Source organism: Bartonella sp. TT110JLCBS, from assembly GCF_042193405.1.
Taxonomy (GTDB): Bacteria; Pseudomonadota; Alphaproteobacteria; order Rhizobiales; family Rhizobiaceae; genus Bartonella.
The window spans coordinates 1-16107 of sequence record NZ_JBHILT010000004.1; the positions used below are offsets into that span (position 1 = coordinate 1).

A 16107-nucleotide genomic window follows, 5' to 3' on the forward strand; every position below is an offset into this window, starting at 1 on the left:
TTTGCTATTCGTGAAGGTGGTCGTACTGTTGGTGCCGGTATCGTCTCTAAGATCATTGAATAAATAATGCTTGTTGAGTGCTTTGATTATTGAAGGCACTTTGTATAACAGGGAAATAAAGAGCATGAACAGTCAAAATATTCGCATTCGCTTGAAAGCGTTTGATCATAGAATTCTTGATACGTCGACGCGTGAGATTGTATCGACTGCTAAACGTACCGGTGCAAATGTCCGTGGTCCCATTCCGCTTCCGACGCGGATTGAAAAGTTTACGGTCAATCGTGGACCGCATATCGATAAGAAGAGTCGTGAGCAGTTTGAGATGCGAACACATAAGCGTCTTCTTGACATTGTTGATCCAACGCCGCAAACAGTGGATGCGCTTATGAAGCTCGATCTTTCTGCTGGTGTGGATGTAGAAATTAAGCTCTGAGGTTTGAGGACGGAAGGAACAGACCCGATGCGTTCAGGTGTAATAGCACAGAAGCTGGGCATGACCCGTATTTATAATGATGCTGGTGAGCATGTGCCGGTGACGGTACTTCGTTTGGAGAATTGTCAAGTCGTTGCTCAGCGTACAGTTGAAAAGAATGGTTATACTGCTGTTCAATTAGGTGTAGGCTTTGCTAAGGTTAAAAATACTTCGCAAGCTCTTCGTGGACATTTTGCTAAGGCTTCTGTTGAGCCTAAAGCCAAAATAGCAGAGTTTCGTGTAAGTCCTGATAATCTTCTTGATGTTGGTACTGAGATTACAGTGGAACATTTTGTTCCAGGGCAAAGAGTTGATGTGACTGGTACCAGTATTGGTAAGGGGTTTGCTGGTGTTATGAAACGACATAACTTTGGTGGGCATCGTGCTTCCCATGGTAATTCGATCACACATCGTGCTCATGGTTCTACAGGACAGTGCCAAGATCCTGGTAAAGTTTTTAAAGGCAAAAAAATGGCTGGCCATATGGGGCAAGTGCGTGTAACAACACAGAATATTGAAGTTATTTCCACTGATAGTGAGCGTGGTTTAATTTTGGTGCGTGGTGCTGTTTCTGGTTCTAAAGGTTCTTGGATTTTGATACGGGATGCTGTGAAAAAGCGTCTTCCTGATAATGCTCCAAAGCCTGCCGGTATTCGCCGTCTTGTGAAGGAGAACGCGGAAATGGTTACTCCGGTGACGGAAACCTCTGAAGTTGAGGGAGCCTAATAATGGATCTTGTAATTAAAACTCTTGATGGTAATGAAGCTGGTAAATTAAAGGTTTCTGAAGCTATTTTTGATCTTGTTCCGCGTGAGGATATTTTGCAACGTGTTGTTCGTTGGCAGCTTGCACGTCGTCAGCAGGGAAGTCATCAATCTCAAGGTCGTTCTGATGTGTCGCGAACAGGGGCAAAAATGTTTAAACAGAAAGGAACGGGACGTGCTCGACATTCATCTGCACGTGCACCGCAGTTTAGAGGTGGGGGTAAGGCACATGGACCAGTGGTTCGTAGCCATGCGCATGATCTTCCTAAAAAGATTCGTGCTCTTGGGTTGCGTCTTGCTTTATCTGCAAAATTAAAAGCAAAAGATTTAATTATTGTAGATGAGTTGACTGTTAAGGATGCTAAAACGAAAATGCTTGTTTCTCATTTTTCTAAGCTTGGATTTAATAACGCTCTCTTAATCGGTGGTAAAGAGATTGATATTAACTTTTTTCGTGCAGCCTCTAATATCCCGAATATTGACATTTTGCCTATTCAGGGAATTAATGTTTATGATATTTTGCGTCGCAGCAAACTTGTTTTATCAAAAGCAGCTGTTGAGGCTCTTGAGGAGCGTTTTAAATGACAGATCTTCGCCATTATGATATAATTATTAGTCCAGTTATTACTGAAAAGGCGACAATGATTTCTGAATATAATCAAGTTGCTTTTAATGTCGCGCCGAAAGCGACGAAGCCTGAAATTAAGGCTGCTATTGAAGCGCTTTTTAGCGTAAAAGTTAAAGCAGTTAACACGATAGTCCGTAAGGGTAAAGTGAAGCGTTTCAAAGGTATAGTTGGTCGGCAGAGTGATGTCAAAAAAGCGATCGTGACTCTGGCCAGTGGTCAGACTATCGACGTTTCGACAGGTCTTTAAGAGGCTCGGAGATAGGAATAATGGCACTTAAGCAATTTAATCCAACGACACCTGGGCAACGTCAGCTTGTTATTGTGGAACGTTCTTGTCTTTATAAGGGAAAACCTGTAAAGATGTTAACTGAAGGTTTATCTTCAAAGGGTGGACGTAATAATCGCGGTCGTGTTACTGCTCGTTTTCAGGGTGGTGGACATAAACGAAGTTATCGGTTTGTCGACTTTAAGCGTCTTAAACGTGATGTTTCAGCAAAGGTTGAGCGTTTAGAATACGATCCTAATCGTACTGCTTTTATTGCTTTAATCCGCTATGAGGATGGGCAATTGAGTTATATTCTTGCGCCACAGCGACTTGGTGTTGGTGATTCTGTTATGGCTGGTTTAAATGTGGATGTTAAACCGGGTAATGCTATGCCTCTTGCTAATATGCCTGTAGGTACAATTATTCATAATGTTGAGATGAAACCAGGAAAAGGCGGACAGATTGCACGTTCAGCAGGTGCTTATGCGCAGTTGGTTGGACGAGATCACGGTATGGCTATTCTTCGTTTAAATTCTGGTGAACAGCGTTTGGTTCCGAGTAGCTGTTTTGCAACTGTTGGCGCTGTTTCAAATCCTGATCATGGGAATATTAATGATGGTAAGGCAGGTCGGTCGCGTTGGCGTGGTAAACGACCACATGTTCGTGGTGTTGCTATGAACCCTGTTGATCATCCACATGGTGGTGGTGAAGGTCGTACATCGGGGGGGCGTCATCCAGTGTCTCCTTGGGGTAAGCCTACGAAAGGTAAGCGTACGCGCTCCAATAAAGCCACTGATAAGTTTATTATGCGTACGCGTCATCAACGCAAGAAATGAGAAAGGTAGTCTGAAGTGGTTCGTTCAGTTTGGAAAGGTCCGTTTGTTGACGGCTATCTTCTTGGTAAAGCAGAGAAGGTACGTGCAAGTGGGCGCAATGAAGTTATAAAAATATGGAGTCGTCGCTCTACTATTTTGCCGCAATTTGTTGGTTTAACTTTTGGTGTTTACAACGGTAATAAGCATATTCCTGTTTCTGTTTCTGAAGAGATGGTTGGGCATAAGTTTGGTGAGTTCGCTCCTACCCGGACTTATTATGGTCATGGTGCCGATAAAAAAGCGAAGAGGAAGTAGGAATGGGAAAAGCTAAAGTTTCGCGCCAGCTTAAAGATAATGAAGCAAGAGCTGTCACACGGACAATTCGTGTTAGTCCGCAGAAGCTTAATTTAGTTGCTGCAATGATTCGTGGTAAAAGAGTTAATGTCGCGCTGGCTGATTTGATGTTTTCACGCAAGCGTATTGCTGGTACTGTGAAAAAAACGCTTGAATCAGCAATTGCAAATGCAGAAAATAACCACGATCTTGATATTGATTCGCTTGTTGTGGCGGAAGCTTATGTTGGTAAGTCGATAGTGATGAAGCGCTTTCATGTTCGTGGTCGAGGGCGTGCGAGTAGAATTGAACGTCCGTTTTCGCATCTTACTGTTATTGTTCGTGAAGTTACCGAAAAAGTGGAGGCCGCGTAATGGGTCAGAAGATCAATCCAATAGGACTTCGTCTTGGTGTTAATCGGACTTGGGATTCTCGTTGGTATGCTGATAGTGGTGAATATGGGCGCCTTCTTCATGAAGACTTGAAAATTCGTTCATATGTGCTTGAGGAGCTTAAACAGGCGGCTATTTCTAAGGTCGTTATTGAGCGTCCTCATAAAAAGTGTCGTATTACGATTCATTCTGCACGTCCTGGTTTGATTATTGGTAAAAAAGGTGCTGATATCGAAAAGCTTCGTCGTAAACTCTCAGAAATGACGGATGCTGAAACTTCATTGAATATTGTGGAGATTCGTAAACCGGAGATTGATGCGACAATTATTGCGCAATCAATTGCTCAACAGTTAGAGCGTCGTGTTGCTTTTCGTCGTGCAATGAAGCGTGCTGTTCAGTCTGCTATGCGTCTTGGTGCGGAAGGTATTCGTATCAATTGTTCTGGCCGTCTTGGTGGTGCTGAAATTGCTCGTATGGAATGGTATCGTGAAGGTCGTGTTCCACTTCATACCTTGCGTTCTGATGTTGATTACGGTACAGCAGAAGCTAAGACCGCTTATGGTATTTGTGGTATTAAAGTTTGGGTCTTTAAGGGTGAGATTCTTGAGCATGATCCGATGGCTTCAGAACGCCGTGCTACGGAAGCTGATCAATCTGGTTCTTCATCGAATCGTCGCCGCGAAAATGCTTAGTTTTTGAGATTGAACTAAAATTTGGAGTAGAGAACAATGTTGCAGCCAAAGCGCACAAAGTTCCGTAAACAGTTCAAAGGCCGTATTCACGGTTTTTCGAAGGGTGGTACGGATTTGAATTTCGGTGCCTACGGTTTGAAGGCTGTTGAGCCGGAGCGGGTTACGGCTCGTCAAATTGAAGCGGCGCGTCGTGCGATTACACGTTATATGAAGCGTTCTGGTCGTGTGTGGATTCGCATTTTTCCAGATCTTCCGGTTACATCTAAACCGACTGAAGTTCGCATGGGTAAAGGTAAGGGAAGTGTTGATTATTGGGCTGCGCGTGTTGCTCCTGGGCGTATCATGTTTGAGCTTGATGGTGTTCCGGAGGATGTTGCACGTGAAGCACTAAGATTGGGTGCTGCAAAGTTGCCTATAAAAACGCGTTTCATCCAGCGTATTGCTGAATAATTGAGGTTAAGCGATGAGAGCCACAGAATTACGGGCGCAAACGCTCGATCAAATGAAAGATGAATTGGCTAAGTTAAAGAAAGAGCAATTTAATTTGCGTTTTCAAAAAGCAACAGGTCAATTAGAAAAGACTGCGCGCGTTAGACAAGTTCGTCGTGATATTGCGCGTATTAAAACTTTTCTGCGTCAAAAGATAAGTGAAACTAAGGTTTAAGGAAATAAGAGATGCCTAAACGCGTTTTGCAGGGTGTTGTTATTAGCGACAAAAGTGATAAGACTGTTGTTGTCAAAGTTGAGCGCCGTTATTCTCATCCGCTTCTTAAGAAGACTGTTCGGCAGTCTAAAAATTACAAAGCGCATGACGAAAACAACCAATTCAAGATTGGGGATCAAGTTTCTATTCAAGAATCTAGACCAATTTCGAAAGATAAATGTTGGATTGTTGTAAAAGACAATGTAGCGTAATGAGTTGAGTTTATTGTTTTAGAATTTAACAGTGTTTTTATCATTGATAAATTTGAAAGCGATGACTTTATCGTTATTTGGCAGGCAAATCCGAGTGTGTAAAAGGTACAGTCGGATATATGTGTTAAGAGAAGGTGGCCAGTCATGATTCAGATGCAAACAAACCTCGATGTTGCTGATAATTCTGGAGCGCGTCGTGTCATGTGCATCAAAGTGTTAGGCGGTTCAAAGCGAAAATATGCTTCGGTCGGTGACATTATTGTTGTTTCGGTTAAGGATGCAATTCCTCGTGGCCGTGTTAAAAAAGGTGATGTTATGAAAGCTGTTGTGGTTCGTACTGCTAAGGATATTCGTCGCGCAGATGGTAGTGTCATTCGTTTTGATGGTAATGCTGCGGTTTTAGTGGATAATAAAAAAGAGCCGATCGGCACTCGTATCTTTGGACCTGTTCCTCGCGAATTGCGTGGTAGGAATCATATGAAGATCATCTCGCTTGCTCCTGAAGTTCTGTAAGGAGTGAATGTTATGCAGAAGATTCGAAAAGGTGATAAAGTTGTCGTTTTGTCCGGTAAGGATAAAGGATGTAGTGGTGAAGTAATTAAGGTTAGTCCAAAAGAGAACAAGGCTTTTGTTCGTGGGGTTAATATGATTAAACGTCATCAACGTCAAACGCAGAAGCAAGAAGCTGGAATTATTTCTAAAGAAGCTCCGATTCATCTGTCTAATTTGGCGATTGCTGATCCTAAAGATGGTAAGCCTACACGTGTAGGCTTTCGTATGAATGCAGATGGTAATAAGGTGCGTTTTGCCAAGCGTTCGGGAGAGTTGATTAATGGCTGAGGAAAGACAAATACCGCGTATGAAAGCGCATTATTTTGAAGTAATTCGTAAAGTGCTTCAAGAGAAGTTTAATTACAGAAATGCGATGCAAATTCCGCGGATTGATAAAGTTGTAATAAATATGGGGATAGGTGAAGCAACTGCTGATTCGAAGAAGCCTTCCCTTGCTGCTGAGGATTTAGGGCTAATAACGGGTCAGAAGGCTGTTGTTACGCGTGCACGTAATTCTATTGCAACCTTTAAGGTTCGTGAAGGAATGCCTCTTGGAGCTAAAGTTACATTGCGTAAAGATCGTATGTTTGAGTTTTTAGATCGTCTTGTTACGATTGCTCTTCCGCGGGTTCGTGACTTTCGTGGTTTAAATCCAAAGAGTTTTGATGGTCGTGGCAATTTTGCTATGGGTATTAAAGAACACATTGTGTTTCCAGAAATCAACTATGATAAAGTTGATCAAATTTGGGGCATGGATATTATTGTTTGTACGACAGCAAAAACGGATGATGAAGCTCGTGAGTTATTGCGTGCTTTTAATTTTCCTTTTCGTTCGTAACGGCAAACGTAGTGAGGTGAAATTATGGCCAAAGTAAGTGCCGTTGAAAAAAATAAGCGTCGTGAGGTGATGGTAAAACGTTATGCTGCCCGTCGTGCACGTTTGAAAGCAATAGTTATGGATCAGAAGGTTTCTCTTGAAGAACGTTTTAAAGCTTCTGTTCAGTTGGCAGAGTTGCCGCGTAATTCTTCGAAAGTTCGTATTCGTAATCGCTGTGAGGTTTCAGGTCGTCCGCGAGCTTATTATCGCAAATTAAAAATGTCGCGAATTGCGTTGCGTGAGCTTGGCTCTATTGGCCATATTCCTGGTATTGTAAAGTCTAGTTGGTAAGAGGAGATTATTTAATGTCTATGTCAGATCCTCTTGGTGATATGTTAACACGTATTCGTAATGCACTTGGTCGTAAAAAAGGTAAAGTAGTTACTCCAGCTTCGAAGCTTCGTGCGCACGTTCTTGATGTTCTTCAGTCGGAAGGTTATATTCGCGGATATAATCAAATTGATTTAGGTGATGGAAAAGCGGAGATTGAAATCGAATTGAAGTATTTTGAAGGGCTGGCTGCTATTCGTGAGATTTCACGTGTATCAAAGCCAGGGCGTCGTGTGTATGTTTCTGCTAAGTCACTTCCTCAGGTGGCAAATGGCCTTGGTATTTCGATTTTATCGACTCCTAAAGGCGTTATGGCAGATCATGAGGCGCGTGAACAGAATGTTGGTGGAGAACTCCTTTGTCGTGTTTTCTAAGTTATGTCAAGAAAACGGAAGAAAAAGTAGGTTAGAACAATGTCTCGTATTGGAAAGAAACCCATTTCAATTCCTTCTGGAGTTACTGCTACTGTTGAAGGTCAGCTGGTTAAGGCAAAAGGTCCAAAAGGTGAGCTGAGTTACGTCGTCAATGATGAAGTCTTAGTCAAACTTGAGGAAAATATCATATCAGTTATGCCGCGGGATCAGTCAAAAGATGCGCGTTCTAAATGGGGTATGTCGCGCTCAATGATTGAGAACATTTTTTGTGGTGTGAAAGATGGCTTTGAAAAGAGGTTGGAGATTAATGGGGTTGGTTATCGTGCTGCTTTGCAGGGTAAGGATGTTCAACTATCTCTAGGCTTTTCGCATGATGTGGTTTATAAAGTTCCTTCGGGTGTTACTGTGACTGTTCCTAAGCCAACGGAAATTGTTGTTTCTGGAATTGATAAACAGCAAGTTGGACAAGTTGCAGCGGAAATTCGTGAGTATCGTAGGCCTGAGCCTTATAAAGGTAAAGGTGTTAAGCATGCAGATGAGCGTATCTTCCGTAAAGAAGGTAAAAAGAAATAAGGATTTTGTATTATGGTTTCATCTAAGGACATTATCCAACGTCGTGCAAGGCGTGTTCGTCGTAGAATTAAAATGGTTTCTCATGATCGTCCTCGGCTTAGTGTTTATCGTTCAAATCAGAACATTTATGCTCAAGTTATTGATGATTCGCGGGGATGTACACTTGTTTCAGCCTCTACTCTTGAAAGTGATTTAAAAAAGTCGTTAAAGAGTGGTGCGGATAAAAAAGCTGCTTTTGCTGTTGGTAAGTTAATTGCTGAGCGTGCGAAGAAAGCGGGTGTTAATGAGGTGGTTTTTGATCGTGGAGCGTATGTGTACCATGGTCGCGTCAAAGCTTTAGCTGAAGCTGCTCGTGAAGGTGGTTTGAATTTCTAAAATTTCTTATTTATGAATGAGTAAGGAGTGTTTAGAGTATTTCGTTTGAGTTCTTTCAGTTTGATGAGGGACTTTGTTATCGTGCTTCCGGAAAAGAAAAAGGAATGAGGAATGGCACAAAAAGAACGTGGTGATAGAGAAGAACGCGATAGTGAATTTGTCGATAGGCTCGTGCATATCAATCGTGTTGCTAAAGTTGTAAAGGGTGGTCGGCGTTTTGGTTTTGCTGCTCTTGTTGTCGTTGGAGATCAAAAAGGGCGTGTGGGTTTTGGACATGGTAAAGCCCGCGAAGTTCCAGAAGCCGTTCGTAAAGCAACGGAATCTGCAAAACGTGGGATGATTTATGTTCCGCTTCGGTCTGGGCGTACATTGCATCATGATCTTGAGGGTCGTCACGGAGCTGGGCGTGTTTTGCTACGTTCGGCTTCTGCTGGTACTGGTATTATTGCTGGGGGACCGATGCGTGCTATTTTTGAAGCTCTTGGTATGCAGGATGTCGTTGCAAAATCGCTAGGATCGTCGAATCCTTATAACATGGTTCGTGCAACATTTGATGCATTGAAACATCAAATGCATCCTAGAGATATTGCTGCTCAACGTGGTATAAAATATTCGACTTTGCAGGCGCGTCGTCGCCATTTAGTCGACCTAGAAGGGTAGTTTCTGAGATTATCAGAAAAGGAATTAGAAAATGGTTCAGAAAAAATCTCAGAGTGGTAAAACTGTGACGGTGGAGCAAATTGGAAGCCCTATTCGAAACTCACAGATTCAGCGTGCAACCTTAAAGGGGCTTGGACTAAATAAAATGCGTCGTCGGCGCGTTTTAGATGATACACTTTGTGTGCGGGGTATGATTGCTCGGGTTCGGCATCTTGTTCGCGTTATAGATGAAGGTTAAGGGTTGCGGGAGTATTAGATATGAAACTCAATGAACTGCGTGACTGCGAAGGCGCAATAAAAAATCGTAAGCGTGTTGGGCGTGGTATTGGTTCCGGTACGGGTAAGACTGGTGGTCGTGGTGTAAAAGGGCAAAAATCACGTTCTGGTGTTTCCCTTAATGGTTTTGAGGGTGGGCAGATGCCTATCTATCGTCGTTTGCCAAAACGTGGGTTTAGAAATTTCTTTGCCAAAATCTACAATGAAGTTTCACTAGGACGTATTCAGTTGGCAGTTGATGCAGGTAAGTTGAATATTGAAAAGCCTGTTGATATGATTGCTTTGAAAGAGGCTGGTATTATTCGTCGTGAAAAAGATGGGGTTCGTCTTCTTTCTGATGGTGATTTGACGGCTAAGATTATCTTTCATGTTTCTGGTGCTTCACAAGCTGCTCGTGTTAAGATTGAAAAAGTGGGTGGTCAAGTTATTCTTCCTGATATTGCTCGATAATTTTTTAATATGAATCGAGACCTAAAGAAGAATTACATCTGCTTTGTGGAATCTTTTGTGGAGAATTGTTTAATTTCTGCATTTATTTGTGTATGCATATATGAATTTTAGGATTATACTTCTGTGATTTAAAGAACTGGAGTGTGAAGTGGAGACGTTTTATGGCATCAGCAGCAGAGCAATTTGCTTCCAATATAAACTTCGGTACCTTTTCGCGTGCAACTGAATTAAAAAAACGCATCTGGTTTACTCTGGCGGCACTTCTTGTATATCGTTTTGGCACTTATATCTCTCTTCCAGGTATTAATATTGATGCTTTACGGCAAACATTTGAGCATCATGCATCGGGTGTATTAGGACTCTTTAATATGTTTGCTGGGGGTGCTGTTGGGCGTATGGCAATTTTTGCTCTGGGCATAATGCCTTATATTTCAGCGTCTATTATTGTACAATTATTAACATCTATTATTCCTTCTTTGGAAACTCTTAAAAAAGAAGGGGATTTAGGTCGTAAGATTATTAATCAATATACGCGTTATGTAACAGTCGTATTGGCAATTCTACAAGCTTTTGGTATCGCGGTTGCGCTTGAAAGTGGTATAGGGACAGGGCTTCAAATTGTTTTAGAACCAGGTCTTATGTTTCGTGTCTCTTCTGTTATTACACTTGTTGGTGGGACAATGTTTCTCATGTGGCTTGGCGAGCAAATTACGTCACGCGGTGTTGGTAATGGAGTTTCTCTTATCATTTTTACAGGGATTGTAGCTAACTTTCCTTCTACTTTTGCTCAGCTTTTGACAGCTCATAGCCAGGCTGATTTATCAACTTTTCTTTTAATAGCAATCGTTCTTATTGCGGTTTTGGTTATTGGGCTTATTGTTTTTATAGAGCGCGCCCAACGGCGAATTCTTATCCAGTATCCGAAACGTCAGGTCGGTAATCAAATGTTTCAAGGAGATATGTCGCATCTTCCTTTAAAGTTGAATACTGCTGGTGTTATTCCACCTATTTTTGCTTCATCTTTATTATTATTACCTGCCACTATTAATAATTTTTCTGATAAAATGCCACAATGGGTTCAGGCAATTTCTTATTCTCTTGGTCATGGACAGCCACTTTATATGATTATTTATGCATCTTTAATGGCGTTTTTTTGCTTTTTTTATACAGCTATTGTGTTTAATCCAAGTGATACTGCAGATCAGTTGAAAAAGCATTCTGGCTTTATTCCAGGGATTCGTCCAGGTGAGCGTACAGCCGAATATATTGATTATGTTTTGACGCGTATTACTGTTGTGGGCGCTGTTTATATTATCTTGGTTTGTTTGTTACCTGAATTTATGATATCTGCATTACAGGTTCCTTTTTATCTTGGGGGAACATCCTTGTTGATTGTTGTTACTGTTACACTTGATACGGTTTCTCAAATTCAGGGGCATCTTGTTGCTCACCAATATGAAGGGTTGATAAAAAAATCAAAACTTCGTGGAGGTAGAAGGAATCGATGAGAGTTATTCTTTTAGGTCCTCCTGGAGCGGGAAAAGGTACGCAAGCAAAAATGTTGACTGAGGAATATAACATTCCTCATTTATCAACAGGAGATATGTTGCGTGAGGTGATTGCCAAAGAAACGGAGATTGGTAAAAAAGCTAAAGCTATTATAAGTTCTGGTGCTTTGGTTCCTGATAGTATTGTTAACCAAATCGTATCAGATCGGATTGATGAAGCTGATTGTGTCAATGGTTTTGTTTTGGATGGGTATCCGCGAACTGTGGGGCAGGCGGAAGCGTTGCAACAGATACTAGATTCAAAAAATATGCGGCTTGATGCTGTTATTGAGTTGTGTGTTGATGAAGACATGTTGATTGAACGTATGAAGAAGCGTGTTGAGGAAACAATAGCGGCTGGTGAACAGGCTCGTTTAGATGACAATCCTGTTGCTTTTGCAAAAAGATTAGTAGAATATCGTGAAAAAACAGCTCCCTTATCAAAATTTTATTCAGAGAGGGGAATGTTGAAGGTTATTGATGGAATGATTGGTATTGCTGAAGTGACACGTATGATTAGAGGTTTTCTTTCATGAGATTTTTTTTAGAAATAAATGAAAAGAGTTGACTTTTGAGATGAAATCTATCAGAAGTAAATTTAATTTATTTTAGTGAAATAAGAGGATTCGGAAGAATTTTTTCTGAGTCTATTTTTTTTCTGTAAGGTATATCAGGTATTTTATAACAATTTGTCAAAATAACTAAGGAGAGTAGGCGTGGCTCGTATTGCTGGCGTCAATATCCCGACAAATAAGCGTGTAATTATTGCGCTTCAATATATCCACGGGATTGGACCAAAATTTGCTCAAGAAATTATTGAAAGAGTTGGTATTCCTTTGGGGCGTCGTGTGCATGAGCTTTCAGATGCTGAGGTGCTGCAGATTCGTGAGGCGATAGATCAAGGTTATCAAGTTGAAGGTGATCTTCGTCGTGACGTTGCTATGAATGTTAAGCGTTTGATGGACCTTGGTTGTTATCGGGGATTGCGTCATCGTCGGTCTTTGCCTGTTCGAGGGCAGCGTACGCATACGAATGCTCGTACGCGTAAAGGTCCGGCTAAGGCAATTGCTGGTAAGAAGAAATAAGGGCCTTTGTGGAAGGTTTTTATATATTCTTTTTCTTGTTTGATTTGTTTGACAAGGAAAAAAGGTGGAGCTGCTGATGTTACGGCAGTGATGAGATCGTTGAAAGGGAAATTATGGCCAAGGAAGCCACACGTGTTCGTCGTCGCGAACGTAAAAATATTTCATCGGGTGTTGTGCATATTAATTCAACATTTAATAACACAATGATTACGATTACTGATGCTCAGGGTAATGCAATTGCTTGGTCATCTGCGGGGGCTCAGGGGTTTAAAGGTGCACGTAAATCGACACCTTTTGCCGCTCAAGTTGCTGCGGAGGATTGTGCAAGAAAAGCGCAAGAGCATGGTATGCGTTCTTTGGAAGTTGAAGTTTGTGGACCTGGATCAGGGCGTGAATCTGCTCTACGTGCATTGCAATCTGTTGGTTTTGTCATTACTTCTATTCGCGATGTAACACCAATTCCTCATAATGGATGTCGTCCGCGGAAAAGGCGGCGTGTTTAATTGGGTGTTGTTTTTTGTTGTCGGAGATTTCTCTGATGTTCACATTGGTCGTTACGATTGAATGGTAACGGAACTAAAGAACGGGAATAAAAATATGATCCAGAAAAACTGGCAGGAACTTATTAAACCCAATAAGGTTGAATCATGTGCGCATGATAATCCAAATATTATAAGTGTGATTGCTGAACCTCTTGAGCGTGGTTTTGGTTTAACGTTAGGAAATGCGCTTCGTCGCGTGTTGTTATCTTCGCTTCGTGGTGCTGCTATTACTGCTGTGCAGATTGACGGTGTCTTACATGAATTTTCATCGATTCCAGGTGTGCGTGAGGATGTTACGGATATTATTCTGAATATAAAAGAAATTGCGCTTCGTATGGAAGAAGAAGGGCCTAAACGTGTCGTCGTTTATAAAGAGGGGCCTGGTGTCGTGAAAGCGGGAGATATCAGTACAGTTGGGGATATGGAAATTCTAAATCCAGATCATGTTATTTGTACTCTTGATGAAGAAGCTGAAATTCGCATGGAATTTATTGTCAACACAGGAAAGGGGTATGTTCCATCTGATCGTAATTGTGTTGATGATGCACGTATAGGGCTTATTCCAATTGATAGTCTTTATTCACCAATCCGTAAGGTATCTTATAAAGTAGAAAATACACGCGAAGGTCAAGTTCTCGATTATGATAAATTAACGCTCACGATTGAAACAAACGGTGCTGTTAATGGTGAGGATGCTGTTGCTTTTGCAGCGCGCATTCTTCAAGATCAATTATCGTTATTTATTAACTTTGAAGAGCCACAGAAGGAGCCTGTTGAAGAGGCTGACTCTGAGCTTTCTTTTAATCCTGCACTTCTCAAAAAAGTGGATGAATTAGAACTTTCAGTTCGTTCGGCAAATTGTCTTAAGAATGATAATATTGTCTATATTGGTGATCTGATTCAAAAAACAGAAGCTGAAATGCTTCGGACACCGAACTTTGGTCGCAAATCGTTGAATGAGATTAAAGAAGTTTTGGCGTGTATGGGTTTACATCTTGGGATGGAAATTCCGGCGTGGCCGCCTGAAAACATTGATGATCTTGCAAAACGTTATGAAGATCAATATTAGAATTAGAATTTAAGGAGAGGGCTTATGCGCCATAGTAAGTCAGGACGTAAGTTAAATCGTACTGCCAGTCACCGTAAAGCGATGTTTGCAAATATGGCAACTTCGTTGATCGAGCATGAGCAGATTGTGACAACGCTTCCAAAGGCTAAAGAAATTCGTCCTATTGTTGAAAAACTCGTTACTCTTGGTAAGCGTGGTGGTTTGCATGCGCGTCGGCAAGCGATTGCAGCACTTCGTGATGCAGGAAAGGTTGCAAAATTATTTGATACGCTTGCGCCACGTTATGCGTCACGCAACGGTGGGTATTTGCGTATTATGAAAGCGGGGTTTCGTACCGGAGATAATGCACCAATGGCTGTTATAGAATTTGTTGATCGTGATGTTGAAGCGAAGGGTGCTGGGGATCGTGCTCGTATAGAAACTTCTGAGAATGAAAAGGGGACATCTTCATAAAGTTTTTTTATCTGTTGGATTTTTAAAGGCCGCCTTGTCTTGGGCGGTTTTTTTGTGAGCATTTTTAAGTTTGTTTTAGTTGAGAAATAGGTGGAGAGAGAAAATTATAGAATATTGAATTATCTTATTTTTATAATATTTATTGTTCAAATAGGTTGTTTTTATTCTCTATTATGAAATATTAATAGAAGTCCTTAGTTTGCGGGGATGCGTTTTTTATTCTATTAATCTTCAACAGAATGTGCTGATTTTATAAGGAGTGGATTATGAGGTATTCTTTTTGGGTGCGGATTTTTTTTGCAATTATGATGCAGATATCATTTGATCATGTATATGCTCATGTTCCTCAAACACAAACAGAAATCACTCTTTCATTTGCTCCTTTAGTTAAAAAGACAGTTCCATCTGTTGTAAATATTTATGCAGCTCGACAAATTAGAGCACGATCACCTTTTGAAGGTGATCCATTTTTTGAGCAATTTTTTGGTCGTTTTCAAAATAATTTTCCTGTCCGTAAGCAATCGTCATTAGGATCAGGGGTGATTGTTGATGCACGTGGTTTGATTGTTACAAATTACCACGTCATTAAAGATGCAAGCGAAATTAAAGTGGCTTTTTCTGATGGGCGAGAGTTTGAGAGTAAGGTCGTGCTCAAAGATGAAGCGACTGATATTGCAATTCTTGAAGTTAAGGAAAAAGATGCTCAATTTCCCGTTTTGCCTTTGGGAAACTCTGATACTGTTGAAGTTGGTGATCTTGTTCTTGCTATTGGTAATCCTTTTGGTGTTGGTCAAACAGTTACAAGTGGTATTGTTTCAGCGCAAGCGCGTACACGTGTTGGGATTTCTGATTTTGACTTTTTTATTCAAACGGATGCTGCCATTAATCCAGGGAATTCGGGTGGCGCTTTGATTGATATGAAAGGTGAGTTAATCGGGATTAATACGGCTATTTATTCGCGTTCCGGTGGTTCTGTAGGGATTGGTTTTGCTATTCCGGTTAATCTTGTAAAAGTGATGCTTGATACTGTTAAACGCGGTGGAAAATATTTTGTACCGCCTTATATTGGGGCTTCTTTTCAAAATGTTACAGCTGATATTGCTGGTGGTTTAGGTTTAGAACGTCCCTATGGTGCTTTGATTATTGAGGTTATCAAAGATAGTCCTGCTGAAAAAGCTGGATTGAAAGTAGGTGATGTTATTTTAAGTGTGCAGGGGGTACGCGTTGACAGTCCAGATAGTCTTGGGTATCGTTTGATGACAGCTGACGTTGATCATAGTCTTGCTTTGGAATATTTACGGAGTGGAAAAACTTTAAAAACACAAATAACAGTTTCATCGATATCAGAAACTGCATTTTTAAAATCTGAAAAAATTACGGGTGACAGTCCTCTTGCTGGTGCTGAAGTGTTAGATTTAACACCGCAAAATAGTCAACGTTTTCATCTTCCTATATCGGCAAAAGGGGTTGTGATTACCAATCTTGATGAAATGAGCAATGCTGCTGGAATTTTTCAGTCAGGAGATATCCTACGTGTTGTAAATGGCCATAAAATTCAAACAGTTCATCAGTTGAAAAAGATTCTTATGCAAGCGCGTTCGCGTACTTGGCAATTGGAATATGAACGTGATGGGATGTATATTCGCCAATTTATTCGTTGAGGTTTTT

Annotated in this window: 28 protein-coding genes and 1 pseudogene; all 29 read left to right on the top strand. The window is 41.1% G+C overall.

What is annotated here, in order from left to right; translation table 11 throughout:
- Window positions 1-63: pseudogene (locus ACFILW_RS02775) on the top strand (elongation factor Tu); the annotation flags it as partial.
- A gap of 61 nt (window positions 64-124) precedes the next feature.
- Complete coding sequence (rpsJ, locus tag ACFILW_RS02780) at window positions 125-433, top strand: 30S ribosomal protein S10 (RefSeq protein ID WP_005773267.1); 309 nt, start codon at window positions 125-127, stop codon at window positions 431-433.
- Between the two features lie 27 nt (window positions 434-460).
- The gene (rplC, locus tag ACFILW_RS02785; RefSeq protein WP_375685138.1) at window positions 461-1198 is read left to right on the top strand and encodes a 50S ribosomal protein L3; all 738 of its coding nucleotides are present in this window, start codon (window positions 461-463) and stop codon (window positions 1196-1198) included.
- Window positions 1199-1200: 2 nt separating this feature from the next.
- Entirely contained in the window at window positions 1201-1821 is a 621-nt protein-coding gene (gene rplD, locus ACFILW_RS02790; RefSeq protein ID WP_273791405.1) for a 50S ribosomal protein L4, read from the top strand.
- Window positions 1818-2111 (top strand): 50S ribosomal protein L23, encoded by a 294-nt coding sequence (locus tag ACFILW_RS02795; RefSeq protein ID WP_273723987.1) that lies wholly within the window; start codon window positions 1818-1820, stop codon window positions 2109-2111. Before rplD ends, ACFILW_RS02795 begins: the two co-directional genes overlap by 4 nt.
- A gap of 20 nt (window positions 2112-2131) precedes the next feature.
- On the top strand, window positions 2132-2965 hold the full coding sequence (gene rplB / locus ACFILW_RS02800; protein ID WP_375611474.1) for a 50S ribosomal protein L2: 834 nt from the start codon (window positions 2132-2134) through the stop codon (window positions 2963-2965).
- Window positions 2966-2980: 15 nt separating this feature from the next.
- The gene (gene rpsS / locus ACFILW_RS02805) at window positions 2981-3259 is read left to right on the top strand and encodes a 30S ribosomal protein S19 (protein WP_004855734.1); all 279 of its coding nucleotides are present in this window, start codon (window positions 2981-2983) and stop codon (window positions 3257-3259) included.
- Between the two features lie 2 nt (window positions 3260-3261).
- A complete protein-coding gene (gene rplV / locus ACFILW_RS02810; RefSeq protein ID WP_375645805.1) occupies window positions 3262-3651 on the top strand; it encodes a 50S ribosomal protein L22 in 390 nt (129 codons plus the stop codon).
- Window positions 3651-4361 carry a 30S ribosomal protein S3 gene (rpsC, locus tag ACFILW_RS02815; RefSeq protein WP_273791408.1) on the top strand — a complete coding sequence of 237 codons (711 nt, stop codon included), beginning with the start codon at window positions 3651-3653 and terminating at the stop codon, window positions 4359-4361. The genes rplV and rpsC overlap by 1 nt, the downstream gene beginning before the upstream one ends.
- 36 nt (window positions 4362-4397) lie before the next feature.
- Complete coding sequence (gene rplP / locus ACFILW_RS02820) at window positions 4398-4811, top strand: 50S ribosomal protein L16 (RefSeq protein ID WP_375645806.1); 414 nt, start codon at window positions 4398-4400, stop codon at window positions 4809-4811.
- A gap of 13 nt (window positions 4812-4824) precedes the next feature.
- Window positions 4825-5025, top strand: a complete 201-nt coding sequence (rpmC, locus tag ACFILW_RS02825) for a 50S ribosomal protein L29 (RefSeq protein WP_273791410.1) — start codon at window positions 4825-4827, stop codon at window positions 5023-5025.
- Window positions 5026-5036: 11 nt separating this feature from the next.
- Window positions 5037-5276 (top strand): 30S ribosomal protein S17, encoded by a 240-nt coding sequence (gene rpsQ / locus ACFILW_RS02830; RefSeq protein WP_012231991.1) that lies wholly within the window; start codon window positions 5037-5039, stop codon window positions 5274-5276.
- Window positions 5277-5420: 144 nt separating this feature from the next.
- Window positions 5421-5789 carry a 50S ribosomal protein L14 gene (gene rplN / locus ACFILW_RS02835; protein WP_004859184.1) on the top strand — a complete coding sequence of 123 codons (369 nt, stop codon included), beginning with the start codon at window positions 5421-5423 and terminating at the stop codon, window positions 5787-5789.
- A gap of 12 nt (window positions 5790-5801) precedes the next feature.
- The gene (gene rplX, locus ACFILW_RS02840) at window positions 5802-6116 is read left to right on the top strand and encodes a 50S ribosomal protein L24 (protein ID WP_375645808.1); all 315 of its coding nucleotides are present in this window, start codon (window positions 5802-5804) and stop codon (window positions 6114-6116) included.
- Complete coding sequence (rplE, locus tag ACFILW_RS02845) at window positions 6109-6666, top strand: 50S ribosomal protein L5 (RefSeq protein WP_375611477.1); 558 nt, start codon at window positions 6109-6111, stop codon at window positions 6664-6666. Before rplX ends, rplE begins: the two co-directional genes overlap by 8 nt.
- A 24-nt stretch (window positions 6667-6690) precedes the next feature.
- Window positions 6691-6996, top strand: a complete 306-nt coding sequence (gene rpsN / locus ACFILW_RS02850) for a 30S ribosomal protein S14 (protein ID WP_005773283.1) — start codon at window positions 6691-6693, stop codon at window positions 6994-6996.
- A 14-nt stretch (window positions 6997-7010) separates the two neighbouring features.
- A complete protein-coding gene (gene rpsH, locus ACFILW_RS02855) occupies window positions 7011-7409 on the top strand; it encodes a 30S ribosomal protein S8 (protein WP_015856577.1) in 399 nt (132 codons plus the stop codon).
- A 39-nt stretch (window positions 7410-7448) separates the two neighbouring features.
- A complete protein-coding gene (rplF, locus tag ACFILW_RS02860; RefSeq protein WP_273791413.1) occupies window positions 7449-7982 on the top strand; it encodes a 50S ribosomal protein L6 in 534 nt (177 codons plus the stop codon).
- A 12-nt stretch (window positions 7983-7994) separates the two neighbouring features.
- Window positions 7995-8357 (top strand): 50S ribosomal protein L18, encoded by a 363-nt coding sequence (rplR, locus tag ACFILW_RS02865; RefSeq protein ID WP_375622342.1) that lies wholly within the window; start codon window positions 7995-7997, stop codon window positions 8355-8357.
- A gap of 111 nt (window positions 8358-8468) precedes the next feature.
- Entirely contained in the window at window positions 8469-9017 is a 549-nt protein-coding gene (gene rpsE, locus ACFILW_RS02870; protein ID WP_375622343.1) for a 30S ribosomal protein S5, read from the top strand.
- Between the two features lie 31 nt (window positions 9018-9048).
- On the top strand, window positions 9049-9255 hold the full coding sequence (gene rpmD, locus ACFILW_RS02875) for a 50S ribosomal protein L30 (RefSeq protein ID WP_375611481.1): 207 nt from the start codon (window positions 9049-9051) through the stop codon (window positions 9253-9255).
- A 20-nt stretch (window positions 9256-9275) separates the two neighbouring features.
- Window positions 9276-9743, top strand: coding sequence for a 50S ribosomal protein L15 (gene rplO, locus ACFILW_RS02880; RefSeq protein WP_375685139.1), 468 nt, complete (start codon window positions 9276-9278; stop codon window positions 9741-9743).
- A gap of 161 nt (window positions 9744-9904) precedes the next feature.
- Window positions 9905-11251: a preprotein translocase subunit SecY gene (gene secY, locus ACFILW_RS02885; protein ID WP_375622345.1), complete on the top strand. Its 1347-nt coding sequence runs from the start codon at window positions 9905-9907 to the stop codon at window positions 11249-11251.
- Window positions 11248-11826, top strand: coding sequence for an adenylate kinase (locus ACFILW_RS02890; protein ID WP_375622346.1), 579 nt, complete (start codon window positions 11248-11250; stop codon window positions 11824-11826). The genes secY and ACFILW_RS02890 overlap by 4 nt, the downstream gene beginning before the upstream one ends.
- 180 nt (window positions 11827-12006) lie before the next feature.
- A complete protein-coding gene (rpsM, locus tag ACFILW_RS02895) occupies window positions 12007-12375 on the top strand; it encodes a 30S ribosomal protein S13 (protein ID WP_375622347.1) in 369 nt (122 codons plus the stop codon).
- A 113-nt stretch (window positions 12376-12488) separates the two neighbouring features.
- Window positions 12489-12878: a 30S ribosomal protein S11 gene (gene rpsK / locus ACFILW_RS02900; RefSeq protein WP_007347762.1), complete on the top strand. Its 390-nt coding sequence runs from the start codon at window positions 12489-12491 to the stop codon at window positions 12876-12878.
- A 94-nt stretch (window positions 12879-12972) separates the two neighbouring features.
- On the top strand, window positions 12973-13986 hold the full coding sequence (locus ACFILW_RS02905) for a DNA-directed RNA polymerase subunit alpha (RefSeq protein WP_375622348.1): 1014 nt from the start codon (window positions 12973-12975) through the stop codon (window positions 13984-13986).
- Between the two features lie 24 nt (window positions 13987-14010).
- Window positions 14011-14439, top strand: a complete 429-nt coding sequence (rplQ, locus tag ACFILW_RS02910; RefSeq protein WP_375622349.1) for a 50S ribosomal protein L17 — start codon at window positions 14011-14013, stop codon at window positions 14437-14439.
- A 266-nt stretch (window positions 14440-14705) separates the two neighbouring features.
- Window positions 14706-16100 (top strand): DegQ family serine endoprotease, encoded by a 1395-nt coding sequence (locus ACFILW_RS02915; RefSeq protein ID WP_375622350.1) that lies wholly within the window; start codon window positions 14706-14708, stop codon window positions 16098-16100.
- Window positions 16101-16107 lie beyond the last annotated feature (7 nt).